At 71.8% G+C, this 18,144-nt stretch carries 15 protein-coding genes and 2 pseudogenes; 11 read left to right on the top strand and 6 right to left on the bottom strand.

Translation table 11 applies throughout. The features are described from left to right. Window positions 1-37 precede the first annotated feature (37 nt). The 3 genes and pseudogenes from ACFPZI_RS23550 to ACFPZI_RS23560 form a co-directional block, all read right to left on the bottom strand. The gene (locus ACFPZI_RS23550) at window positions 38-658 is read right to left on the bottom strand and encodes a LytR C-terminal domain-containing protein (protein WP_381366413.1); all 621 of its coding nucleotides are present in this window, start codon (window positions 656-658) and stop codon (window positions 38-40) included. Window positions 659-912: 254 nt separating this feature from the next. After that, window positions 913-1,209 carry a type II toxin-antitoxin system VapB family antitoxin gene (locus tag ACFPZI_RS23555; protein ID WP_381208455.1) on the bottom strand — a complete coding sequence of 99 codons (297 nt, stop codon included), beginning with the start codon at window positions 1,207-1,209 and terminating at the stop codon, window positions 913-915. A 165-nt stretch (window positions 1,210-1,374) separates the two neighbouring features. Continuing rightward, window positions 1,375-1,649 (bottom strand): annotated as a pseudogene (locus ACFPZI_RS23560) (siderophore-interacting protein); the annotation flags it as partial. A gap of 116 nt (window positions 1,650-1,765) precedes the next feature. Here ACFPZI_RS23560 and ACFPZI_RS23565 point away from each other — a divergent pair. From ACFPZI_RS23565 to ACFPZI_RS23575, 3 genes are all read left to right on the top strand, one after another. Then, the gene (locus ACFPZI_RS23565) at window positions 1,766-4,048 is read left to right on the top strand and encodes a penicillin acylase family protein (protein ID WP_381366278.1); all 2,283 of its coding nucleotides are present in this window, start codon (window positions 1,766-1,768) and stop codon (window positions 4,046-4,048) included. Continuing rightward, window positions 4,041-4,652: a GNAT family N-acetyltransferase gene (locus ACFPZI_RS23570; RefSeq protein WP_381366281.1), complete on the top strand. Its 612-nt coding sequence runs from the start codon at window positions 4,041-4,043 to the stop codon at window positions 4,650-4,652. The genes ACFPZI_RS23565 and ACFPZI_RS23570 overlap by 8 nt, the downstream gene beginning before the upstream one ends. A 256-nt stretch (window positions 4,653-4,908) precedes the next feature. Further along, entirely contained in the window at window positions 4,909-6,834 is a 1,926-nt protein-coding gene (locus ACFPZI_RS23575; RefSeq protein WP_381366284.1) for a copper resistance CopC/CopD family protein, read from the top strand. Between the two features lie 406 nt (window positions 6,835-7,240). Here ACFPZI_RS23575 and ACFPZI_RS23580 read toward each other — a convergent pair whose 3' ends face one another. Next, on the bottom strand, window positions 7,241-7,462 hold the full coding sequence (locus ACFPZI_RS23580; RefSeq protein WP_055608812.1) for a hypothetical protein: 222 nt from the start codon (window positions 7,460-7,462) through the stop codon (window positions 7,241-7,243). Between the two features lie 151 nt (window positions 7,463-7,613). Here ACFPZI_RS23580 and ACFPZI_RS23585 point away from each other — a divergent pair. Together ACFPZI_RS23585 and ACFPZI_RS23590 are read left to right on the top strand one after the other, a co-directional pair. Then, window positions 7,614-7,784 (top strand): annotated as a pseudogene (locus ACFPZI_RS23585) (AAA family ATPase); the annotation flags it as partial. Further along, window positions 7,771-8,172, top strand: a complete 402-nt coding sequence (locus tag ACFPZI_RS23590; protein WP_381366428.1) for a hypothetical protein — start codon at window positions 7,771-7,773, stop codon at window positions 8,170-8,172. The pseudogene ACFPZI_RS23585 and the gene ACFPZI_RS23590, both read left to right, overlap by 14 nt. Before the next feature lie 95 nt (window positions 8,173-8,267). On the opposite strand, the gene ACFPZI_RS23595 is transcribed toward ACFPZI_RS23590, so the two are convergent. Further along, the gene (locus ACFPZI_RS23595; RefSeq protein WP_381366288.1) at window positions 8,268-8,672 is read right to left on the bottom strand and encodes a YybH family protein; all 405 of its coding nucleotides are present in this window, start codon (window positions 8,670-8,672) and stop codon (window positions 8,268-8,270) included. 101 nt (window positions 8,673-8,773) lie between these two features. On the opposite strand from ACFPZI_RS23595, the gene ACFPZI_RS23600 reads away from it, so the two are divergent. From ACFPZI_RS23600 to ACFPZI_RS23615, 4 genes are all read left to right on the top strand, one after another. Further along, the gene (locus ACFPZI_RS23600; RefSeq protein WP_381366291.1) at window positions 8,774-9,667 is read left to right on the top strand and encodes a LysR family transcriptional regulator; all 894 of its coding nucleotides are present in this window, start codon (window positions 8,774-8,776) and stop codon (window positions 9,665-9,667) included. A 107-nt stretch (window positions 9,668-9,774) separates the two neighbouring features. After that, complete coding sequence (locus ACFPZI_RS23605) at window positions 9,775-11,760, top strand: glycoside hydrolase family 5 protein (protein WP_381366416.1); 1,986 nt, start codon at window positions 9,775-9,777, stop codon at window positions 11,758-11,760. Between the two features lie 360 nt (window positions 11,761-12,120). Next, window positions 12,121-13,830, top strand: coding sequence for an aa3-type cytochrome oxidase subunit I (gene ctaD, locus ACFPZI_RS23610; RefSeq protein WP_381366419.1), 1,710 nt, complete (start codon window positions 12,121-12,123; stop codon window positions 13,828-13,830). 3 nt (window positions 13,831-13,833) lie between these two features. Next, window positions 13,834-14,418 (top strand): hypothetical protein, encoded by a 585-nt coding sequence (locus tag ACFPZI_RS23615; RefSeq protein ID WP_381366294.1) that lies wholly within the window; start codon window positions 13,834-13,836, stop codon window positions 14,416-14,418. 180 nt (window positions 14,419-14,598) lie between these two features. Here ACFPZI_RS23615 and ACFPZI_RS23620 read toward each other — a convergent pair whose 3' ends face one another. Continuing rightward, entirely contained in the window at window positions 14,599-15,558 is a 960-nt protein-coding gene (locus tag ACFPZI_RS23620) for a LysR family transcriptional regulator (protein WP_381366422.1), read from the bottom strand. Between the two features lie 182 nt (window positions 15,559-15,740). Between ACFPZI_RS23620 and ACFPZI_RS23625 the strand changes: the two genes are divergently transcribed. Both ACFPZI_RS23625 and ACFPZI_RS23630 read left to right on the top strand, forming a co-directional pair. After that, window positions 15,741-16,724, top strand: a complete 984-nt coding sequence (locus ACFPZI_RS23625; RefSeq protein ID WP_381366297.1) for a serine hydrolase — start codon at window positions 15,741-15,743, stop codon at window positions 16,722-16,724. 83 nt (window positions 16,725-16,807) lie between these two features. Further along, complete coding sequence (locus ACFPZI_RS23630) at window positions 16,808-17,866, top strand: MBL fold metallo-hydrolase (RefSeq protein ID WP_381366300.1); 1,059 nt, start codon at window positions 16,808-16,810, stop codon at window positions 17,864-17,866. The last annotated feature ends 278 nt before the right edge of the window (window positions 17,867-18,144 follow it).

Below are 18,144 nucleotides of genomic sequence, written 5' to 3' on the forward strand. Positions count from 1 at the left end.
GGGGCGGCCGCCTCTGCTTCTGCTTCCGTCTCGGGCGTCAGCAGCTCTTCTTCGCGGTGGGTTCGGGCTTGGGGTCGTTCAGCGCGGCCAGGGCCCGGTCGGCGTCCGCCTTGGCCGTCAGCCGGGTGAAGGCGTCGCCGATGATCAGGTCGATCTCGCCGCCCTTGCGGGAGGCCTCGGTGCGGCGTTCGGCGTCGGCGAGCTGGGTGCCGAGCACCGGCAGCGAGGTCTTGAGAGCGGACGCGGGGCCGAGGAGCACACCGGTGCCCTTGACCTTCTTGTCGTACTCCTTGGCCGCGTTGCCGACGTCGCCGATCTTGAAACCGCGCTTCCTCAGCTCGTCGGCGGTCTTCTTGGCCAGGCCGGACTTGGTCGTGGCATTGAGGACGTTGACCGTGATCCGGTCGGGTCCGGGGAGCGCGGCACTGGGGCTCGGGCTGGGCGAGGGGCTCGCCTTGGTGGCACAGCCCGCCTTGACGCCGACCGCGGAGGCGGGGTTGCCGCCACCGGTGAAGACGTCGAAGAGCTGCAGTGTGCCCCAGCCGGCCACGCCGAGCGCCGCGACGGAGGTGATGGCCAGGACGACGAGCCTGCCGCGGCGTCGGGGTCGGCGCATCCGCGGGTACTTGTCACCCCGGATCTGGTACTGGCCGCCCATGCCGGGAGGAGTCAGCATGCTCATGGGCGCAGCGTAATGCGCTCTGGCAGCTATGCCTACCAGATGATCATTCGATAGCACGCAGTCCAACCCGAAAGGGTCAAACCCAGTGCCGACAGGGGTGCATCCGGCGGACACGAGGGGCCTCGATGGCGCAGCGGTGCCCTCTGTGTACCGACTGACGCCACCACGGACCGACGACTGGCGTCACTCGCGCACCGGCCGGTGGGGCACCGGTCGGCGGACGGGGAGTGTCAGCCCAGTTCGAGGACGCGGGCGTGCAGCACCTGGCGCTGCTGGAGCGCCGCCCGTACCGCGCGGTGCAGGCCGTCCTCCAGATACAGATCGCCCTGCCACTTCACGACATGCGCGAAGAGGTCGCCGTAGAAGGTCGAGTCCTCGGCAAGGAGGGTCTCGAGGTCGAGCTGCTGCTTCGTCGTGACGAGCTGATCGAGGCGGACCGGGCGCGGCGCGACATCCGCCCACGACCGGGTGCTTTCCCGGCCGTGGTCGGGGTACGGCCGGCCGTTTCCGATGCGCTTGAAGATCACACGGAAAGCCTACCGGCCCAGACGTTCCGGGCGCAGCCATGGCGGAGGAGTGTGGCGCTGGAAAAACATCCCAGAACGGCATGAAACGGAAGCGGGCGAGGAAGATCCGTGCCTTCTGCTTGCCGGAACCGGGCAGGTCCTCAGCCGCTTCAGCAGCTCCTTGCCGGTGTGCCCGGACTTCGCCGCCCGCGCCCAGTCGCCGGCGCACCCCTCGTGCAGGGCGAACTCCAGGCCGAAGGCGTCGGCCGCCGGCCGGGGTCGACGAGGGTGTACGCCCGCTGGTGCGGCTTGTCCGCGCCGGCGGACCACAGCCGCACCCGGATCGTCGGGTGGACGCCGGTCGCGGCGAGCATGCCGCCGTCGGTGAAGCGCAGCCGCCGGTAGGCGGGGGTGGCGTCCTCGGCGCGCGTCACCGCGCACTCGAAGCCCTTGGCGCGCATCAGCTTGAGGACCGCGCCCTCCCAGCCCCGCCCCTGCCCCTCGCTCGTCCGCCTTTCGCGTACGATTCCGCCACGGCTTACTTAGGGGAGCCTAACCTGAAGTGAATGGGGGCACAGTGACCGGCGAGATCTTCCGGGACGCCTGGGGCATTCCGCATCTGCGCGCGGGTGACGCCGTCGAACTCGCCCGTGTCCAGGGCCGGGTCACCGCCCTCGACCGGGCCTGGCAGCTGGAGACCGAACGGCACAGGGCGCAGGGCACCTCGGCGTCCTTCCTCGGCCCCGAGGCCCTCCCCTGGGACCGCTTCGCCCGTCGTGTCCGCCTGGCCGACACGGCCCGCCGCTGCCTCGCCGAACTGGACCGGCGGGACCCGGAGACGGCCCGGTGGCTCCGGGCGTACGTGGAGGGGGTCAACGAAGGGTTGGCGGCCCCGGATACTTCCCACTCCCCGGCCCCCGGGTCCGCCGCAGCCGCCGAGCCTGCCGCAGCTCCTGAACCCACCGCAGCCCTCGAGCCCACCGCAGCCGCCGAGCCCGCCGCAGCTCCTGAACCCACCGCAGCCCTCGAGCCCACCGCAGCCCCCGAATTCACCCGTGCCGCCCTTGCGCCCGGCCGGTGGGAGCCCTGGACGCCGCTCGCGGTGTGGCTCTCCACGCACATCCTGTTCGCCGGGTTCCCCGCGAAGCTCTGGCGCGAGCAGGTCGTCGAGCGTCTCGGGCGGGACGCCGTGGGACTGTTCGCCGCCGACGGTCCCGGCACCTCCGGAAGCAACGGCTGGCTGGTCGCCGGGGAGCGGACGGTGACCGGGCAGGCGGTGATCGCGGGGGACCCGCACCGCTTCATCGAGGACCCCGGCGTCTACCAGCAGATCCGCCTGTCCTGCCCGGAGTTCGACGTCGTCGGTATCGCCGTGCCCGGCGTTCCGGGCATCGCCCACTTCGGCCACACCGGCTCGGTCGCCTGGGCGATCACCAACGCCATGGCCGACTACCAGGACCTGTACCGGGAGCAGTTGCGCCGCACGGGCATCGGTGTGGAGGCGCTCGGCCCGGACGGCGTCTGGCACCGGGCCGCCCGGCACACCGAGACCATCGAGGTCGCCGGCGAGGACCCGGTCGAGGTCGAGGTGATCGAGACCGACCGGGGGCCGGTGATCATCGGCGGCCCCGAGGGCCTCGAGGACGGTGTGTCCGAGCCCGGCGCTCCCCCGGTCGCCGTCGCCCTGCGCTACCCGCCCCGCGTCACCGGCGACCTGGGCTTCGGCGCCCTGCTGCCGCTGCTGCGGGCCCGCCGGGTCGCCGACGTGGACCGGGCCGTCGGCCTGTGGGCCGAGCCGGTCAACGTGGTCCAGGCCGCCGACACCGAGGGAGGCACGCTGCACCGGGTGGCCGGCCGGGTGCCGGTACGGGCCGAGGCCAACCGGATCCGTCCGGTGCCCGCGTGGGAGCCCGGCCACGACTGGCAGGGGTGGCACGAGTCGCCGCGCGCCGGTCTGACCGACGGCGTCGCCGTGATGGCGAACCAGCGCGGCCCGGCGGCCCCCCTCGGCGTCGAGTTCGCCGCGCCGCACCGCGCCGACCGTATCGCCGCGCTGCTCGCACGGCGGGAACGCTGGTCGGCTGCCGAGATGTCCGCCCTCCACACGGACACCCACCTCGCCTCCGCCGCCGCCCTGCTGGACCATGTCGCCGTCCTCGACGATCTGACCGGTCCGGCGGCCGGCCTGCGCGACCGACTGCTGGACTGGGACCGGCACATGGACGCGGACAGCACCGGCGCGGCGCTCCACGCGGCGGTGCGCGGCGCGCTCGTACGGCAGCTCGCGCGGCACCCCGCGTTCGCCGGGCTGACCACGCCCCCGGCCTACCCGGAGGTGTTCCAGCCCTGGCTCGCGCTGGTCCCGCGGATCGGCTATGCGCTCGAACACCTCCTGACCGCTAAGGAGTTGTACGGCATCGACCGTCCGGCGGCGGTGCGTGCGGCGCTGGAGGAGGTGGCCGCCCGGCCACCGTCCGGCACCTGGGGCGACACCCACCGGCTGGCACCCTGGCGGGCCCTGCCGCCCACGACGCCGTACGACGAACCCGCTCTCTCCGGCGACCACGACTGCGTGCTGTGCACCTCCTCCGTGCCCGGTCTCACCGACCTCGCGGCGCGCGGTCCGGCCGCCCGCTACGTCTGGGACCTGGCCCGACGCGAGGACAGCCGCTGGGTGGTGCCGCTCGGCGCCTCGGGCGTCCCGGACTCACCCCACCACCGCGACCAGGTGCCGCTGTGGCTCGCGGGGGACCTGGCCCCGGTCGTCACCGACTGGGACAGGCTCCGCAGGGAGGACGTGGTCCGGGGCCGGGGCACTCATGAGGAGACCGATGAGCTTCAGGAGGAGACCGATGTCTGACTCGTACGCGTCCCGCACGGCCGTTCATGAGCACGTGGCCGACGGCTTCGGGTCCGTACGCGTGCTGCCGCTCGACCCGTCGGCGGACGCGGCCGTCCTGCATCGCTGGGTGAGCGGCGAACGCGCCGTCTTCTGGGGCATGAACGGCCTCACCGAGCGGCAAGTGGCCGAGATCTACGCCCATATGGACACGCTCGACACCCACCACGCGTACCTCGTCGTCAAGGACGGCGAGCCGGCCGCGCTGCTCCAGACGTACGAGCCGGAGGCCGACCGGGTCGGCGACTGCTATCCCGTCGAGCCCGGCGACATCGGCATCCACCTGCTGCTCGCTCCGGCCGGCCCCAAGGGGACGTGTTCCGGGTGGACCGCCGTGCTGCTGACCATCATGATCAGGTTCGTCCTGCTGGGCCTGGACCGCGGGCGCGTGGTGGTCGACCCCGACGTGGCCAACGAGAAGGCGGTCGCCCGCTTCCTGCGGCAGGGTTTCACGGCGGGCCCCGAGGTCGTCCTGCCCGAGATCGATCTGCCGGACGTGTACCTGCCGGAGAAGAAGGCCCAACTCGCGTTCCTCACGCGGGAGGCGGCCTTCGGAGACAGGTGATGCGGACCGGCCGGCGGATCGTCGTCCCGCCGGTGCGGTGAGCATTCCGGGCCCCCCGTCCGTACCCAACCTGAAGCCGGATAGCCGGATGGCCGGAGGTGGGAACGACGTGCAGCGACGGCTCAGCGGGGCGGCGGGTGACGGTGGCGGACGAGATGCGGGCGGACGAGATGCGGGCGGACGGGGCGACGGAACGGGCCGCGGAACAACGGATCGTGGAACGCCCGGCCGCGGAACCCGGCGGCTTCAAGGGCTGGTGCTGCTGGGCACCGTGCTGGTCCTGCTCCTCCTCGGCAGCGCCGGGCCGGCGAGCGCCCACGCGGCGCTCCGCGGAGCCGACCCCGAGGACGGAAGCGTCGTCAAGTCCGCCCCCCGGCACGTCACCCTGACCTTCACGGAGTCCGTCGCCCTGCTCGACGACTCGTTCCGGATCTACAGTCCCGACAACCACCGGGTGCCGCTGGGCGAGCCGGAGCACGCCGACGGCAGGTCCGACACCGCGCGCGTCGGCCTGCCCGGCGGGCTCGACGACGGCACCTACACGGTCGCCTGGCGGGTGGTCTCCGCGGACAGTCACCCCGTCTCCGGCGCCTTCACCTTCTCCATCGGCACGCCCTCGCCCACCGCACCGGCGGCGCCCGTGGTCCCGGCGGAGCACCCGATCACCGCGAGCCTCTACGACACCGGCCGCTATCTCGCGTACATCGCCGCCGCGCTGCTCATCGGCACGGTGGCGTTCGCGGCCCTGTGCCGGCCGCCGGACACCGCCCCGCTGCGGATGCCGCTGGTCACGGGCTGGTGGACGCTGCTGACGTCCACCGTGGTCCTCCTCGTGCTGCGGGCTCCGTACGAGAACGGAACGTCCCCGGCGACCGCGTTCGACCTCTCGGCCTTCACCGGCGTCCTCACCGAGCGGCCGGGCATCGCGCTGCTGGCCCGGGTCGCCCTGCTGGTACTGACGGCGGCGGCCCTCCTGCGCCTGCCCCGTCTGCCCCGAGGCCACGGTGAGCCGGCCGACCGGACACCGCCCGCCCGGCTCGCCGTGGGCACCGTCCTGGCCGTCGCCCTCGCGTTGACGTGGGCGTCGGCCGAGCATGCCTCGGCCGGTATCCAGGTCCCGCTGGCGATGACGTCGTCCGTACTGCACCTGCTGGCGATGGCCTGCTGGCTCGGCGGGCTCACGGCCCTGCTCATCATCCTGTTCCGCGCCGACACCCCGCCGCCCGTCGCCACGGTCACCCGCTTCTCCCGCCTCGCCTTCCTCTCGGTGACGGTCCTCGTCGTCACCGGTGTCTACCAGTCCTGGCGGGGCCTCGGCTCCTGGTCGGCACTCGCGGACTCGTCGTACGGGAGGACCCTGACCGTCAAGCTCGTGGTGACGGCCGCACTGCTGCTGGCGGCGGGCCTGTCCCGCCGCTTGACGCTCGGCCTGGTGACGGCAGCCTCGGCGGCCTCAGCCGCGAAGACGGAGAAAGATGAGGAAAGGGCTATGGCGGCCGTGCAGGAACGGATCCCGGAACTGGTGGCCTCCGCCACTCCGCACAAGGCGCCGCCCACCGCCCCCGAGCTGCCCGCCTCCGACGACGGCGCCACGGACTTCCCGGTATCCGTCCCGGTACCCGTCCCGGACCCGTCCGTCCCGGTACCCGTCCCGGACCCGTCCGACCCGAACGAACCGTCCCTCGACCGCTTTCGCCGCGCCCTGCGCGTCTCCGTTCTGATGGAAGCGGTGGTGGCGGTCGTGGTGCTGCTGGTCACGACGGTGCTGACCAGCACCCTCCCGGCCCGAGCGGAGGCGGAGGCCGCGGCGACCGGGACAGCTCCGGTCGCCGGACTGCCCGCGGCGACGGTGATCACGATCCCGTACGCCCTCGACGTCCCCGGCGGGAAGGGCAGCGTACAGATCACTCTGGATCCCGGCCGGGTGGGTGAGAACGGCGTCCAGGCGGTGGCCTTCGACCCCGCCGGCGCCCTGGACTCGATCCCGGAGCTCCGTCTCTCCTTCACCCTCGCCGAGAAGGACATCGGCCCCATCGACGCCGGACTGACCGACCGCGGCGGCTACTGGGCCACCAGCGACCTCAACCTCCCCCTGCCGGGCGCCTGGACGATGAAGGCGACGATCAGGGTCTCGGAGGTGGACCAGGTGACCGAGTCCCGACCCCTGCGCATCGAACCCTGAGCCGCCGGGCCCCGCGAGGTCGTCGCGGGGGCCGGCGGCTCAGGGCCTGGAAGATCGGACGTCCCTCGATTCCGAACGAGAGGTCCTAGCGGGCGTTGCGCCAGGTCGTACCAGTGTCCAGGTCGGGGAGGGACGCTTGCTCGTCCTCGAACAGGAAGGTCTCGTCCTCCCCGAAGTCCGGGGCCTGGAAGGGGTCCGCCGCTGGAGGTGGCGATGCCGCGGTGGTCCGGCGCGGTGCCCCTTCCGGGGCGGAGAACAGCGAGGTCAGGTCGATGAGAGGTCTCCGATTCGGTGCGGGGCCATGAAAGGGTCTGGCATGTACATGTTGTGACCGGGCCCGGCGGTCCTGGAGCCGCTGCTCCGGCTGCGACGTAGGCCCCAGCGGCAACTTCGGCTCCAGCTGCAACTACAGCTTGCTCATCTTGGCGTACGGGCTCAGGATCCGTTCCTGCGCCGAACCGAAATCCACGAGTGCCGCGATTCCGTCCTCGATGCCGATTACCCGGCCGAGACCGTACATGTCATGCGTGACCTGGTCGCCCACCGCGAAGTGCTTGGGCGGCGGTGCGACCGGGGCTTTGAAGGGGCTGGTGGGCAGAATGCGCTTCGGTGCAACTGGCTTTGTCATTGTCACCAGTATGGGCCTGCGGGCACCGCTTGCCACAGCCGTCCACGGTTCACTACTCCCGGCTCCATGGGAAACTCGGGGTGTGATAATCGAACATGCGTACGTATTCGGTGTCTAGCCCGACGGGGACGGGGGGGAATGGCCGTGGTCCGTGCCCTGCGTGCGGGGGCTCGTGGCGGAGGGTCTGCACCTCACCGCGCCGGTGACCTGTCCGGTCGGTGAGAACGGCTCGGGCAAGTCGACCCTGGTCGAGGCTCTCGCCGAAGGCTTCGGGCTGGACTCCTGGGGCGGCTCGCACGACGGGCGCTGTGCCAGTCACCGCCGGGCTGGAGACCACCGTGCCGGCGCGCACCGCCGACATGGTCGCGGAGGCGGAGGCGGGCCGGCTCGACGGGACCGCGGAACGCGCCCGAGAGGCCCTGGCCGCGATGCGCGCCCTCCTCGACACGGTCCGGGAGGGTGAGGCGGAGGTCGCGCGGCGGCCGCAGCCCACTCTCCAGGCCCTCGACCTGCTCGCCCACCAGTGCCGGGCCACCGGCCGTGACGTGGAGATACGGCTGACCGACCGGGTGCCCGAACGGCTGCCCACCGCCGTTGACCTGACCGCTTACCGTGCGGCGGAGACCGTGCTCGCGGCGAGCGGTGAGGGACCGGCGGTCCTGGGATTCGACGCGCTGCGCGCCGGCGCCTCCGGTTCCCCAGCCCTTTGAGGAGTGCGATCTGCCAGGTCGGCGACCACTCTCCTCCAGCTCCTGAGTAACCACAAGAGAGCACGGGAGCCCCGCTCCGGCCCGGGGAACAGGGCTCAGCGGGCGGCGGTGGGCGGTACGAACTCGGGCTGGTCGAGCAGGCGTAGCCAGCTTCCGTCGGGCTGGCGCCGGACGACCTGCGCGCGGGCGCCCGCCCCGTCCCCCGGCGGCGTCGAGGTGAGGGCGATGTCGCCGCTGACCAGGGTCGGAAGCGGCTGCTCCGGCTCGAAGCGGGGACGGTTGGCCAGCACCTTCTCCCACAGTGCGCGGATCGCCTCCCGGCCCACGGTCCGGTCGCCGGGCGGGTACGCCATCACCGCGTCCTCCTCGTAGAGCGCGGCGACTCCGGCCGCGTCACCGGCGTTGGACCGTTCGACGAACAGGCGCGTGATGTCCTCGGGCCGCATGGCCTTCTCGTACGCGGACTCGCCCTCGTGCTGGTGCTCCGGTGTTTCCGTCATGAGTGCCTCCTGGCCTCGCTCAAGCTTCGGTGCCTCCAGCGTGGCCGCCCACCGAGCAGAAGTCCAACAGATGGATCTAATGGAAGCTAGAATCCGCAGTTATGGAACTGAGGCAGCTGGAGTACTTCGTCGCGGTCGCCGAGGAGCGGAACTTCACGCGGGCGGCCGAGCGGGTCCGCATCAGCCAGTCCGGAGTCAGCGCCCAGATCCGCCGGCTGGAACGGGAACTCGGCGCCGAACTGTTCGACCGGTCGTCGCGTGCCGTCACCCTCACCGTCGCGGGAAAGGCCGCGCTCGGACCCGCCCGCGCCGCGCTTGCCGCGGCCGGGGCGGTGGGCCAGGCGGTGGGCGAGGTCACCGGCCTGATCCGGGGCCGGCTCACGGTCGGGATGGTCATGGGCTGCACGGTCACGCCGCTGTTCGACGCCCTCGCCGCCTTCCACCGGGCGCATCCCGGTGTGGAGATCGCTCTGCTGGAGGACAACTCCGACCGGCTCGTCGAGGGTGTACGCGCGGGCACCGTCGACCTGGCCCTCGTCGGAACCGCGACTGCCGCCCCGGACGGGCTGGAGGCGCTGACGCTCCTCAGTGAGCGGCTCGTGGCAGCGGTTCCGGCCGGGCACCCCTTGGCGCACCAGCGGCGGGTCACGCTGCGCGACCTGGTCGCCCATCCGATCGTCTGCATGCCCTCCGGTACGGGGCTGCGCACGGCGTTCGACCTGGCCTGTGCCGCACGGGACCTCCGGCCCGCGATCGCGCTGCAGGCCGGCGCGGCGGACGCCATCGCGGACCTCGCCGCCCGCGGGCTCGGTGTCGCCGTCCTCAGCGAGTCGATGGCCGCGGGCCACGGCGACCGGCTCACCGCCCGCCTCATCGACGACGTCGACACACCGGCGATGCTCACCCTGGTCTGGAAGAGCGGCCAAAGTGCTGCTGCGGTAAGGGAGTTGTTGCACCACAGTCGACGGGCGTTCGCCGAGCCCGCCCCGGCGTGACCGTGCGGGCGGCCGGTCCCGCAGGTCTCCTCCGTAGGCCTGGACCCATGGCGCCCCGTCCGTCATGATGTCGTCGCCATGACAACTTAGTCCTCGGGACGGTGACCGTGCGCGGATCCTTCGTCAGGGCGACTCTGGCCGCCGTACTCCTGCTGGCGCCCGTGACGCCCGCTGCCGCCGCCACCGCGACGACACAGGAGTCCGCAGACGGACTCCCCTCCGTCTCCGACCCCGCGACGACGGCCGGCACGAGCGCTGTGTCCGCCACAGCCGGCGCGTCCGCCGCCTCCGTCCCCGACTGGTCCGCGCCGCTCAGCACGCGTGGCCGCTGGATCGTCGACGCGGACGGTGACCGCTTCAAGCTGCGCTCCGGCAACTGGCATGGCGCCAGCGGCACATGGAACGGTTCGGGCAGCGCGGACGACGACGCCAACCACCACGCGGGCGAGAACGCCGGCCGGGTCCCCCTCGGCCTGGACCGCGCCCCCATGGCCGAGATCATCTCCGGCTTCCACGAGATCGGGATCAACAGCATCCGGCTGCCTTTCTCCAACGAGATGATCCACGACACCCGCCCCGTGACGGACGGCGCCGTCGCCGCCAACCCCACCCTGCGGGGGAGGACCCCGCTCGAGGTCTACGACGTCGTGGTCCGCGAACTCACCGCCTCCAAAATCGCGGTGATCCTCAACAACCACACCAACACCACCCGTTGGTGCTGCGGTGTCGACGGCAACGAGCGCTGGAACGCGAGCCGGTCCACCGGAGCCTGGGAGAGCGACTGGCTGTTCATGGCCCGCCGCTACCAGGGCAACCAGCGCGTCGTGGGCGCCGACCTCTACAACGAGGTACGCCGGACCGTCTGGGACGACCCCAACTGGGGCCTGGGAGACAACCACGACTGGTTCACCGCGTCCCAGCGCGTGGGCGACCGCATCCTGACGGAAGCCAACCCCGACCTTCTCATCATCGTCGAGGGCATCAACTGGACCGGCATCCCCGTCGACGGGTTCGCGCACGGGCGCCCCACCCTGGAGCCCGTACGCCATCTCTCGCACACGCTCGTCGACTCCGGCAAACTCGTGTACTCCGCCCACTTCTACGGCTACACCGGCCCGAACCACAGCGGCGCCACCGGAATCGGCGAGACCACCGACCCCCGCTACCAGGACCTGAGCCCCACCGAGCTGACCGACGTCCTGAACCGGCAGGCCCTCTACGTCACCGCCGAGGGGGAGCGGCACTTCACCGCCCCCGTCTGGATCAGCGAGTTCGGCGTCGGCGGCCGCGAGGAGACGGGCGCGAAGCAGCGCGCCTGGTTCGAGAACTTCGTCGACCACCTGATCCGCACCGACGCCGACTTCGCGTACTGGCCGCTCGTCGGCTGGCACGACAACCGCAGGGGCAACGGCTGGGCGCTGCTGCACTGGGACGCCGCGGGCCACCGCATGGGCCTGTACGACGGCGACGACTGGCGGGCCGCCGCCTGGACCCGGCTCGTCGGGGCCCCGGGCCGCACCGGACACATCGCCCCGGTGGCCGACTGGTCGATGCTCAGCCCCGACCACGCCGACTTCATCGCCTCGCGGCGCATGCGCGCGCTCCCCGACTGGAACTCCGGTGCCCGTAAGGCCGTCTGCCCCGACGGACAGCGCCTCCTGGGCCTGAGCCACACCGGCAACCGCGGTCTGTGCTCCGACGCGACCGCCGGGCCCCTGGGGGACCCGGCCGGCGGGCACGAGGTGGTCGTCGACGAACGGCACGTCGGGTCCAGCGGCGACTGGGCCTCCGGATACACCAAACTCCAGTGCGCCGACGGCCACTTCCTCACCGGCTACAGCGTCCGCGGCGCCGCCGTCTCCGCCGCCCTGTGCGCGGTCGCCCGGCCCGGCGCGATCACCGGCACGAGCGGCCGTACGGTCTGGTTCGACCGCGGTGACAACAGGGGCCCGTCCCCCAAGGGCGGCGACTTCGCCCACGGTCACTACAAGGGCCAGTGCGCCGCCGACGAGTACGCGGCCGGCATCGCCTACACCGGCCGCCTCGGCTCCTCCCGTACCCCGGACGCGCTGCACTGCCGCAAGCTGACCTGACCCGCGCCGGTCGCTCGATTCCGCGGGGTCGGCCACGCGGTTGCGTCCGTACACGCCATGGCGGTATGCGCGAACACGGCCAGATGATCCGAAGCGTGGCGCAACGGCGTCGGACGGCGGTCGTGTGACGAGAGCGCGTTCCGCACCGCCGGGCACATCAGGGCCGTTGGTCCCTCTGCCCGGCGGACAGTGGGGACTGTTCGGCCCTGTCCGACCCCCCTACCCCGGCGGCGATCATGTGGCAGCGGCCGGGAAGCGTCGCGTCCACTCCCGTCCACTCGGCATCTCCCGGCTCGTCGAGGCCTGTCCGCACCCATACGGACAGGAGTGGAGCGTGAGCAGAAGGAGAGGGCACCGGTGGTGGCCGAGGGGCAGATACAAGAGGTGGGGACCGCGGGGGCGCACGCTGTGGCCCCCGGCGCGGGCGAGGCGCTCGAGCGCCCCGGGAACACCGCGCCGGAGACAGTGCGCGCGTCGTGGGTGGACTGGCTGACGACCACCGACCACAAGCGGATCGGGACGCTCTACCTGGTCTCCGCGTTCGTGTTCTTCGCCGTCGGCGGTGTGCTGGCGTTGTTGATGCGCGCGGAGCTGGCCCGGCCCGGTCTGCAGGTCATGTCGAACGAGCAGTTCAACCAGGCGTTCACGATGCACGGTTCGATCATGCTGCTGTTGTTCGCGATGCCGCTGTTCACCGGGTTCGCGAACTGGATCATGCCGCTCCAGATCGGCGCACCGGACGTGGCGTTCCCGCGGCTGAACATGCTGGCCTTCTGGCTGTTCCTGCTCGGCTCGCTGATCGCGGCCAGCGGCTTCCTCACTCCGGACGGAGCCGCCAGCTTCGGCTGGTTCCTGTACGCCCCGCTGTCCAGTGAGCTCTACTCACCGGGTATCGGCTCCGATCTGTGGATCATGGGCGTGGCCCTGTCCGGCTTCGGCTCGATCCTGGGCGCGGTCAACTTCATCACCACCATCGTCTGCATGCGCGCTCCCGGCATGACGATGTTCCGCATGCCGATCTTCACCTGGAACGTGCTGCTGACCGCTCTGCTGGTCCTGATGGTGTTCCCGGTCCTGGCAGCGGCACTGTTCGCCCTGGAGATGGACCGCAAGTTCGGCAGCCACATCTTCGACGCGGCGAACGGCGGCGCACTGCTGTGGCAGCACCTGTTCTGGTTCTTCGGGCATCCAGAGGTCTACGTCCTGGCCCTGCCGTTCTTCGGCATCGTCTCCGAGGTGCTCCCGGTCTTCTCCCGGAAGCCGATGTTCGGCTACATGGGCCTGATCGGTGCGACGATCGCGATCGCGGGCCTGTCGGTGACGGTGTGGGCGCACCACATGTACGTCACGGGCGGTGTGCTGTTGCCGTTCTTCTCGTTCATGACCTTCCTGATCGCGATCCCGACCGGGGTGAAGTTCTTCAACTGGATCGGCACGATGTGGAAGGGCAGTCTGTCCTTCGAGGCGCCCATGCTCTGGGCCACGGGCTTCCTCGTCACGTTCCTCTTCGGCGGTCTGACCGGCGTCATCCTGGCCTCGCCGCCCCTCGACTTCCACCTCTCCGACTCGTACTTCGTCGTCGCTCACTTCCACTACACGCTCTTCGGTACGGTCGTGTACGCGATGTTCGCCGGATTCCACTTCTGGTGGCCGAAGTTCACCGGCAAGATGCTGGACGAGCGCCTCGGGAAGATCACCTTCTGGACGCTCACGGTGGGTTTCCACCTCACCTTCCTGGTCCAGCACTGGGTGGGCGTCGAGGGCATGCCCCGCCGCTACGCCGACTACCTGGCCGCCGACGGCTTCACCGCCCTCAACACCCTGTCGTCCATCGGGTCGTTCCTGCTGGGCATATCGATCCTGCCGTTCCTCTACAACATCTGGAAGACGGCCAAGTACGGCAGAAAGGTCGAGGTCGACGACCCCTGGGGCTACGGCCGTTCGCTCGAGTGGGCCACGTCCTGCCCGCCCCCGCGCCACAACTTCACCTCCCTGCCCCGCATCCGGTCCGAATCCCCCGCCTTCGACGTCCACCACCCGGAGATCGCCGCCCTCGAGGCGGTGAACTGAACCGTGTCCCATCCCGTCCTGGCCCTCGGTGCGGCGGCGGTGACCGCGGCCGGCTCCGTCTGGTACCTGCCGGCCCTCGCCGATCTGAGGGCCGGGGCCGACCGGCCCGCTTCCCGCCGCACCGGGGCAGTGGCCTGCCTCAGCGGTTGGACCACGGCCGCCGCCGTCGCCGTACTCCTCCTCCTGACCGACAGCTGGTGGCCGCCCTGCGCGGCGGCCCTGGCGGGCGCGACCGCCACGACCGGTCTGTGGACCCGCGCGGCGATCCACCGCCGGCGCGGCGCACGCGAAGCGGCCCGCCTCTGGGCGCAACTGGGGTGGTTCGGTCCCCCCGACCGTTCCCGCACCGCCTTCGTCGCCGTCGTCCTGACCGGCGGCCTGGTCGCGGCCACGACCACCACCGCCGTCCTCTGGGCCCACGGCCAGGACACGGTCCCGCTCTGGCTGACCACCGCCCCGCCCCTCACCCTTGTCGCCCTGTCCCTCGCCCTCGCCCTCACGGCCACCCGCAGAACCCGCCACCGCGAGCACGGCGCTCCGGTCCGGCCCGCACGGCAGGGGAGCGAACGACACGACGTTCCGGGGTGATGACCTGTCTCCGGAGGAGGGGTGACCTCACCCGCATGCCCAGCGGAGAGCTGTGCGGGATACGGCTTCATGACTCCGTACGGACGGGACGGCATTGCGCGCGCGATCAGCCGTGCGATGCACGGCACCGGACCCCGCTCCCTGATCCGGCCTGATCCGGCCTGATCCAGACGGAAGGCCCTAGCCGTAGACCACCGACCACGGGCGCGGGGAATCGTCCGGTGGGCGAGGAACGCCGTCGCGCCACGGGGTCGCGGTGTGGTCGCGGGCCAGGACGTCGGCCGCGAGGTCCGCGAAGCGGCGGGCGGCCGGGTGAGCGCCGCGGCCGGAGGGCCAGGCGCCGCTGATGTGCAGGGTGAGGGGCCGGCCGGCCAGGGGCCGCCAGGCGACGCGGGGCTCTTTGCGGGCCACCGGCCCCTGGTCGAAGGCGACGCCGTGCCCCGCCGTCACCAGCGCGAGCAGGAACTCGGGGTTGGACGCGTGCCGTACCCGGCCGGGTACGAAGCCCTCCGCGCGGCACACGTCGAGGATCCGGTCGTACCAGCCGGGCGCGTGTGCCCGCGGGAAGAGCACCAGGTCGTGGCCGGAGAGCTCGCCGAGCGCCACTTCCGGCAGCCGGGCCAGCGGAGACGTACGCGGCAGGACGACACCCAGATCGAGCGAGATCTCGGGGCCGAGCCGCAGGTCGGTGGCGTCGACGGGATGGTGCACGAGTCCGACGTCCAGCCCGCCGGAGGAGAGCAGTCGTATCTGTTCCTCGGTGGTGACCTCCTGCAGGTCCACGGACAGTCCCGGAGCGTGCGCCGCGCAGACGGAGAGCAGGGCGGACAGCACGGCGGTCGTGGTGTCGGGCGGTACGCCCGCGCGAAGCGTGCCGAGGCCACCGTCGGCGGCGCGGCGGGCCAGCGTGCGCAACCTCTCCTCCCCGGCGAGGAGTTCGTGGGCCTCCTCCAGCAGCACCGCCCCGGCGGCGCTCAAGCGGACGCCGCGCTGTGAGCGGTCGAACAGCTCCGCACCGAGTTCCTTCTCCAGCCTGCGGATCGCCTGGCTGAGCGGTGGCTGTGCCATGCCCAGCCGCTCGGCGGCCCGACTGAAGTGCAGCTCGTCGGCTACGGTGACGAAAAGGCGCAGGTGGCGCAAGAGATCCACGGTCAATGACCTTACGTGAAGGCCGCGGTGAGGAGGACGCATCCGGTGGCCGGGTCCGACGGACCGGTGGCCGGGCCCGACGGACCGTCGGCCGCGACGCATCGATGGCCGGACGGAATCACGGACCGGGACGGAATCACCGACCGGGACGGGCCGGCGGCCGAGGAGAAACAGTGATCGAGGAGCGGATCCGACAGGTCTTCGCCGAGGCGGGGGCCGAAGGCCGGCTGCACGCGATCCCGGTCCACGAGCCTGCGAGGGCCGTCGAGGGGACGGGCGCCGAGACGGGCGCCGAGACGGGTGTGAAGTCCGGTGCAGGGGCCTGTGCAGGGGTCGGTGTGGAGCCGGGTGGGCGTGAGGTCGGCATCGGCGCCGACGACCCTGTCGTGATCGCCTCGATCTTCAAGGTGCTGCTGGTCCTGGAGTTCGCCCGGCAGGTCGCCGCCGGCCAGCTGGACCCGCGGGAGCGGGTGCGGGTGACCGCGGCCGACCGGCTCGGCGGCTGGGGGACCGCCGGCTGTCTGGACGACGTCGAGCTGTCGCTGCGCGACCTGGCCCACTTCGCGATGTCGGTCAGCGACAACGCGGCAGCCGACCTGTTGCTGGCCCGCGTCGGCCTGGACACCGTACGGCTGCTCGCGCAGGAACTCGGACTGGACCGGACCCGGATCGTGGGCGGACCGCGAGACCTGCTGGAGTCGATGCTCGCGGAGGTCGGGGCACGCGACGAGCGGGACTTCGCCGTCCGCTACCCCGCCCTGCCGGACGACCGCAAGAGACGGCTGGCCGTGCTGGATCCCCGCCGCACCACGGCGAGCACACCCCGCGAGATCACCCGGCTGCTCCGGCTCATCTGGACCGACGCTGCCGGCCCGCCCGAAGTCTGCTCATTCGTACGGAACTTGATGGCTCGTCAAGTCTTCCGGCACCGGCTGGTGTCGGGCTTCCCGGACGACGTCACGGTCGCGGCCAAGACCGGAACCCTGCCGGGACTGCACATGGAGGCGGGTGTCGCCCGCTACCCCGACGGCGAGTGCTACGCGATCGCCGTCTTCGCCCGCACGCATGACCTGGCTGCTTCCCGTCCCACGGTGGACGCCGCGACCGGCAGGGCCGCCGGACTCGCGGTCGGCTTCCTCCGCGGCGACGGCCGGTGACCGGTTCACATATGCGTTCGCATATGGTCAGGTCCGAATTCCGGTCTTGGACAAGGGAGTTGACGCCCTGATCTTCTGACGCCATGACCCACCAGGACACACGCGCCACAGACCGACCGGACGCGCCTTTCCGTCGCGGCCTCGACCGTCGTACGGTGCTGCGCGGCGCCGCGCTCGGCGCGGCCTCCCCGCTGATCCCGGCTACGACCGCCACTGCCACGGCCGCCACCGCCACGGCCGCCACCGCCACGGCCGCCACCACCGCCGCCCGTGGCAGTGGCCGAGCCTCCGGTTCGGCATCATGGCGCTGGCTCGGCACCGCCGGCTGGCGCATCGACGTCGGCGACCGGACCGTACTCTTCGATCCGTATCTCACCCGCTTCCCCACGGGCCTCTTCGACGGCGCCTTCGACCCGGGGACCCGCCTGCGAACCCGGCCGGAGGTCGTGGACGCGCACATCGGCCGCCCCGAACTCGTCCTGGTCAGCCACTCCCACTGGGACCACCTCGGCGACGTGCCGCACATCGCCAGGACCACCGGCGCCCACGTCGTCGGCACCGAGACCACGTACCACCTACTGGTCGCCCTGGGGGTCGACGCGGGCCAGATCTCCGTGGTGAAGGGCGGCGAGGTGCTGGACTTCGGCGGGATCACCGTGGAGGTCGTGCCGAGCCTGCACAGCCGCAACAAGAAGTGCGCCTACTTCGCCCCGGGCACGCTGAACGCCCCGCCCGCGACGGCCCCGAGCAGCATCTCGGACCTGCCGGAGGGCGACACCCTCGCCTTCCAGGTGACGGCCGGCGACAGCGGCCCGTCGGCGTTCCTCATGGGCGCCAGCGACTTCTCCGAACGGGCGGTGAGGGGCCTGCGCCCCGACCTCGCGATGATCGCCGTACCCGCGGGCACCGCCACCCACCAGTACGTACCCCGGCTGCTGCGCGCGCTGGACAGCCCTGGCGTCGTCGTCCCCGTCCACTGGGACAACTTCGAAGTGCCACTGAGCGGTTCCCCCGTACGAGACCCGTCGATGGACCTGGAAGCGTTCCTCACCCAGGTCGAGAAGGCGTCCCCGGCAACACGGACCGTCGTCCCGGACTACCGCACCGTGTACGACGGCGACATGCGCCCCGGAAACGACTAGCGAGACAGGGACCCGGGGGCCTGGGGGCCGGAGACCGGTACAGCCGTCGGGAGCCGTGCGGTCGTGATCGACGGCGCTGCTTGAGGAGTTTCGCTCCCGGCCCCCTCCCCGGGGCTCGGCCGAACGGGGAACGGCGCCGGATCGAGGGCCTTGGAGGCCTTCTGATGCCCGCTGTCCGTCGACGTCGATGTCAGTCGCGCATGCCAGGAGGCGCGGGCTTACGGCTCCTGCGCTGTCCGATCAAACGGCGCAGCAAGAGGGCGGAAAGGGCGCCACAG

It is taken from the genome of Streptomyces chlorus, assembly GCF_042655885.1.
Lineage (GTDB): Bacteria > Actinomycetota > Actinomycetes > Streptomycetales > Streptomycetaceae > Streptomyces > Streptomyces chlorus.

Bases quoted from the DNA above. Each gene is read 5' to 3' on its own strand.
- ACFPZI_RS23570 (WP_381366281.1), top strand. From the start codon at position 4,041: ATGTCTGACTCGTACGCGTCCCGCACGGCCGTTCATGAGCACGTGGCC.
- ACFPZI_RS23600 (WP_381366291.1), top strand. From the start codon at position 8,774: ATGGAACTGAGGCAGCTGGAGTACTTCGTCGCGGTCGCCGAGGAGCGG.
- ACFPZI_RS23630 (WP_381366300.1), top strand. From the start codon at position 16,808: ATGACCCACCAGGACACACGCGCCACAGACCGACCGGACGCGCCTTTC.
- ACFPZI_RS23580 (WP_055608812.1), bottom strand. From the start codon at position 7,462: ATGACAAAGCCAGTTGCACCGAAGCGCATTCTGCCCACCAGCCCCTTC.
- ACFPZI_RS23550 (WP_381366413.1), bottom strand. From the start codon at position 658: ATGGGCGGCCAGTACCAGATCCGGGGTGACAAGTACCCGCGGATGCGC.
- ACFPZI_RS23595 (WP_381366288.1), bottom strand. From the start codon at position 8,672: ATGACGGAAACACCGGAGCACCAGCACGAGGGCGAGTCCGCGTACGAG.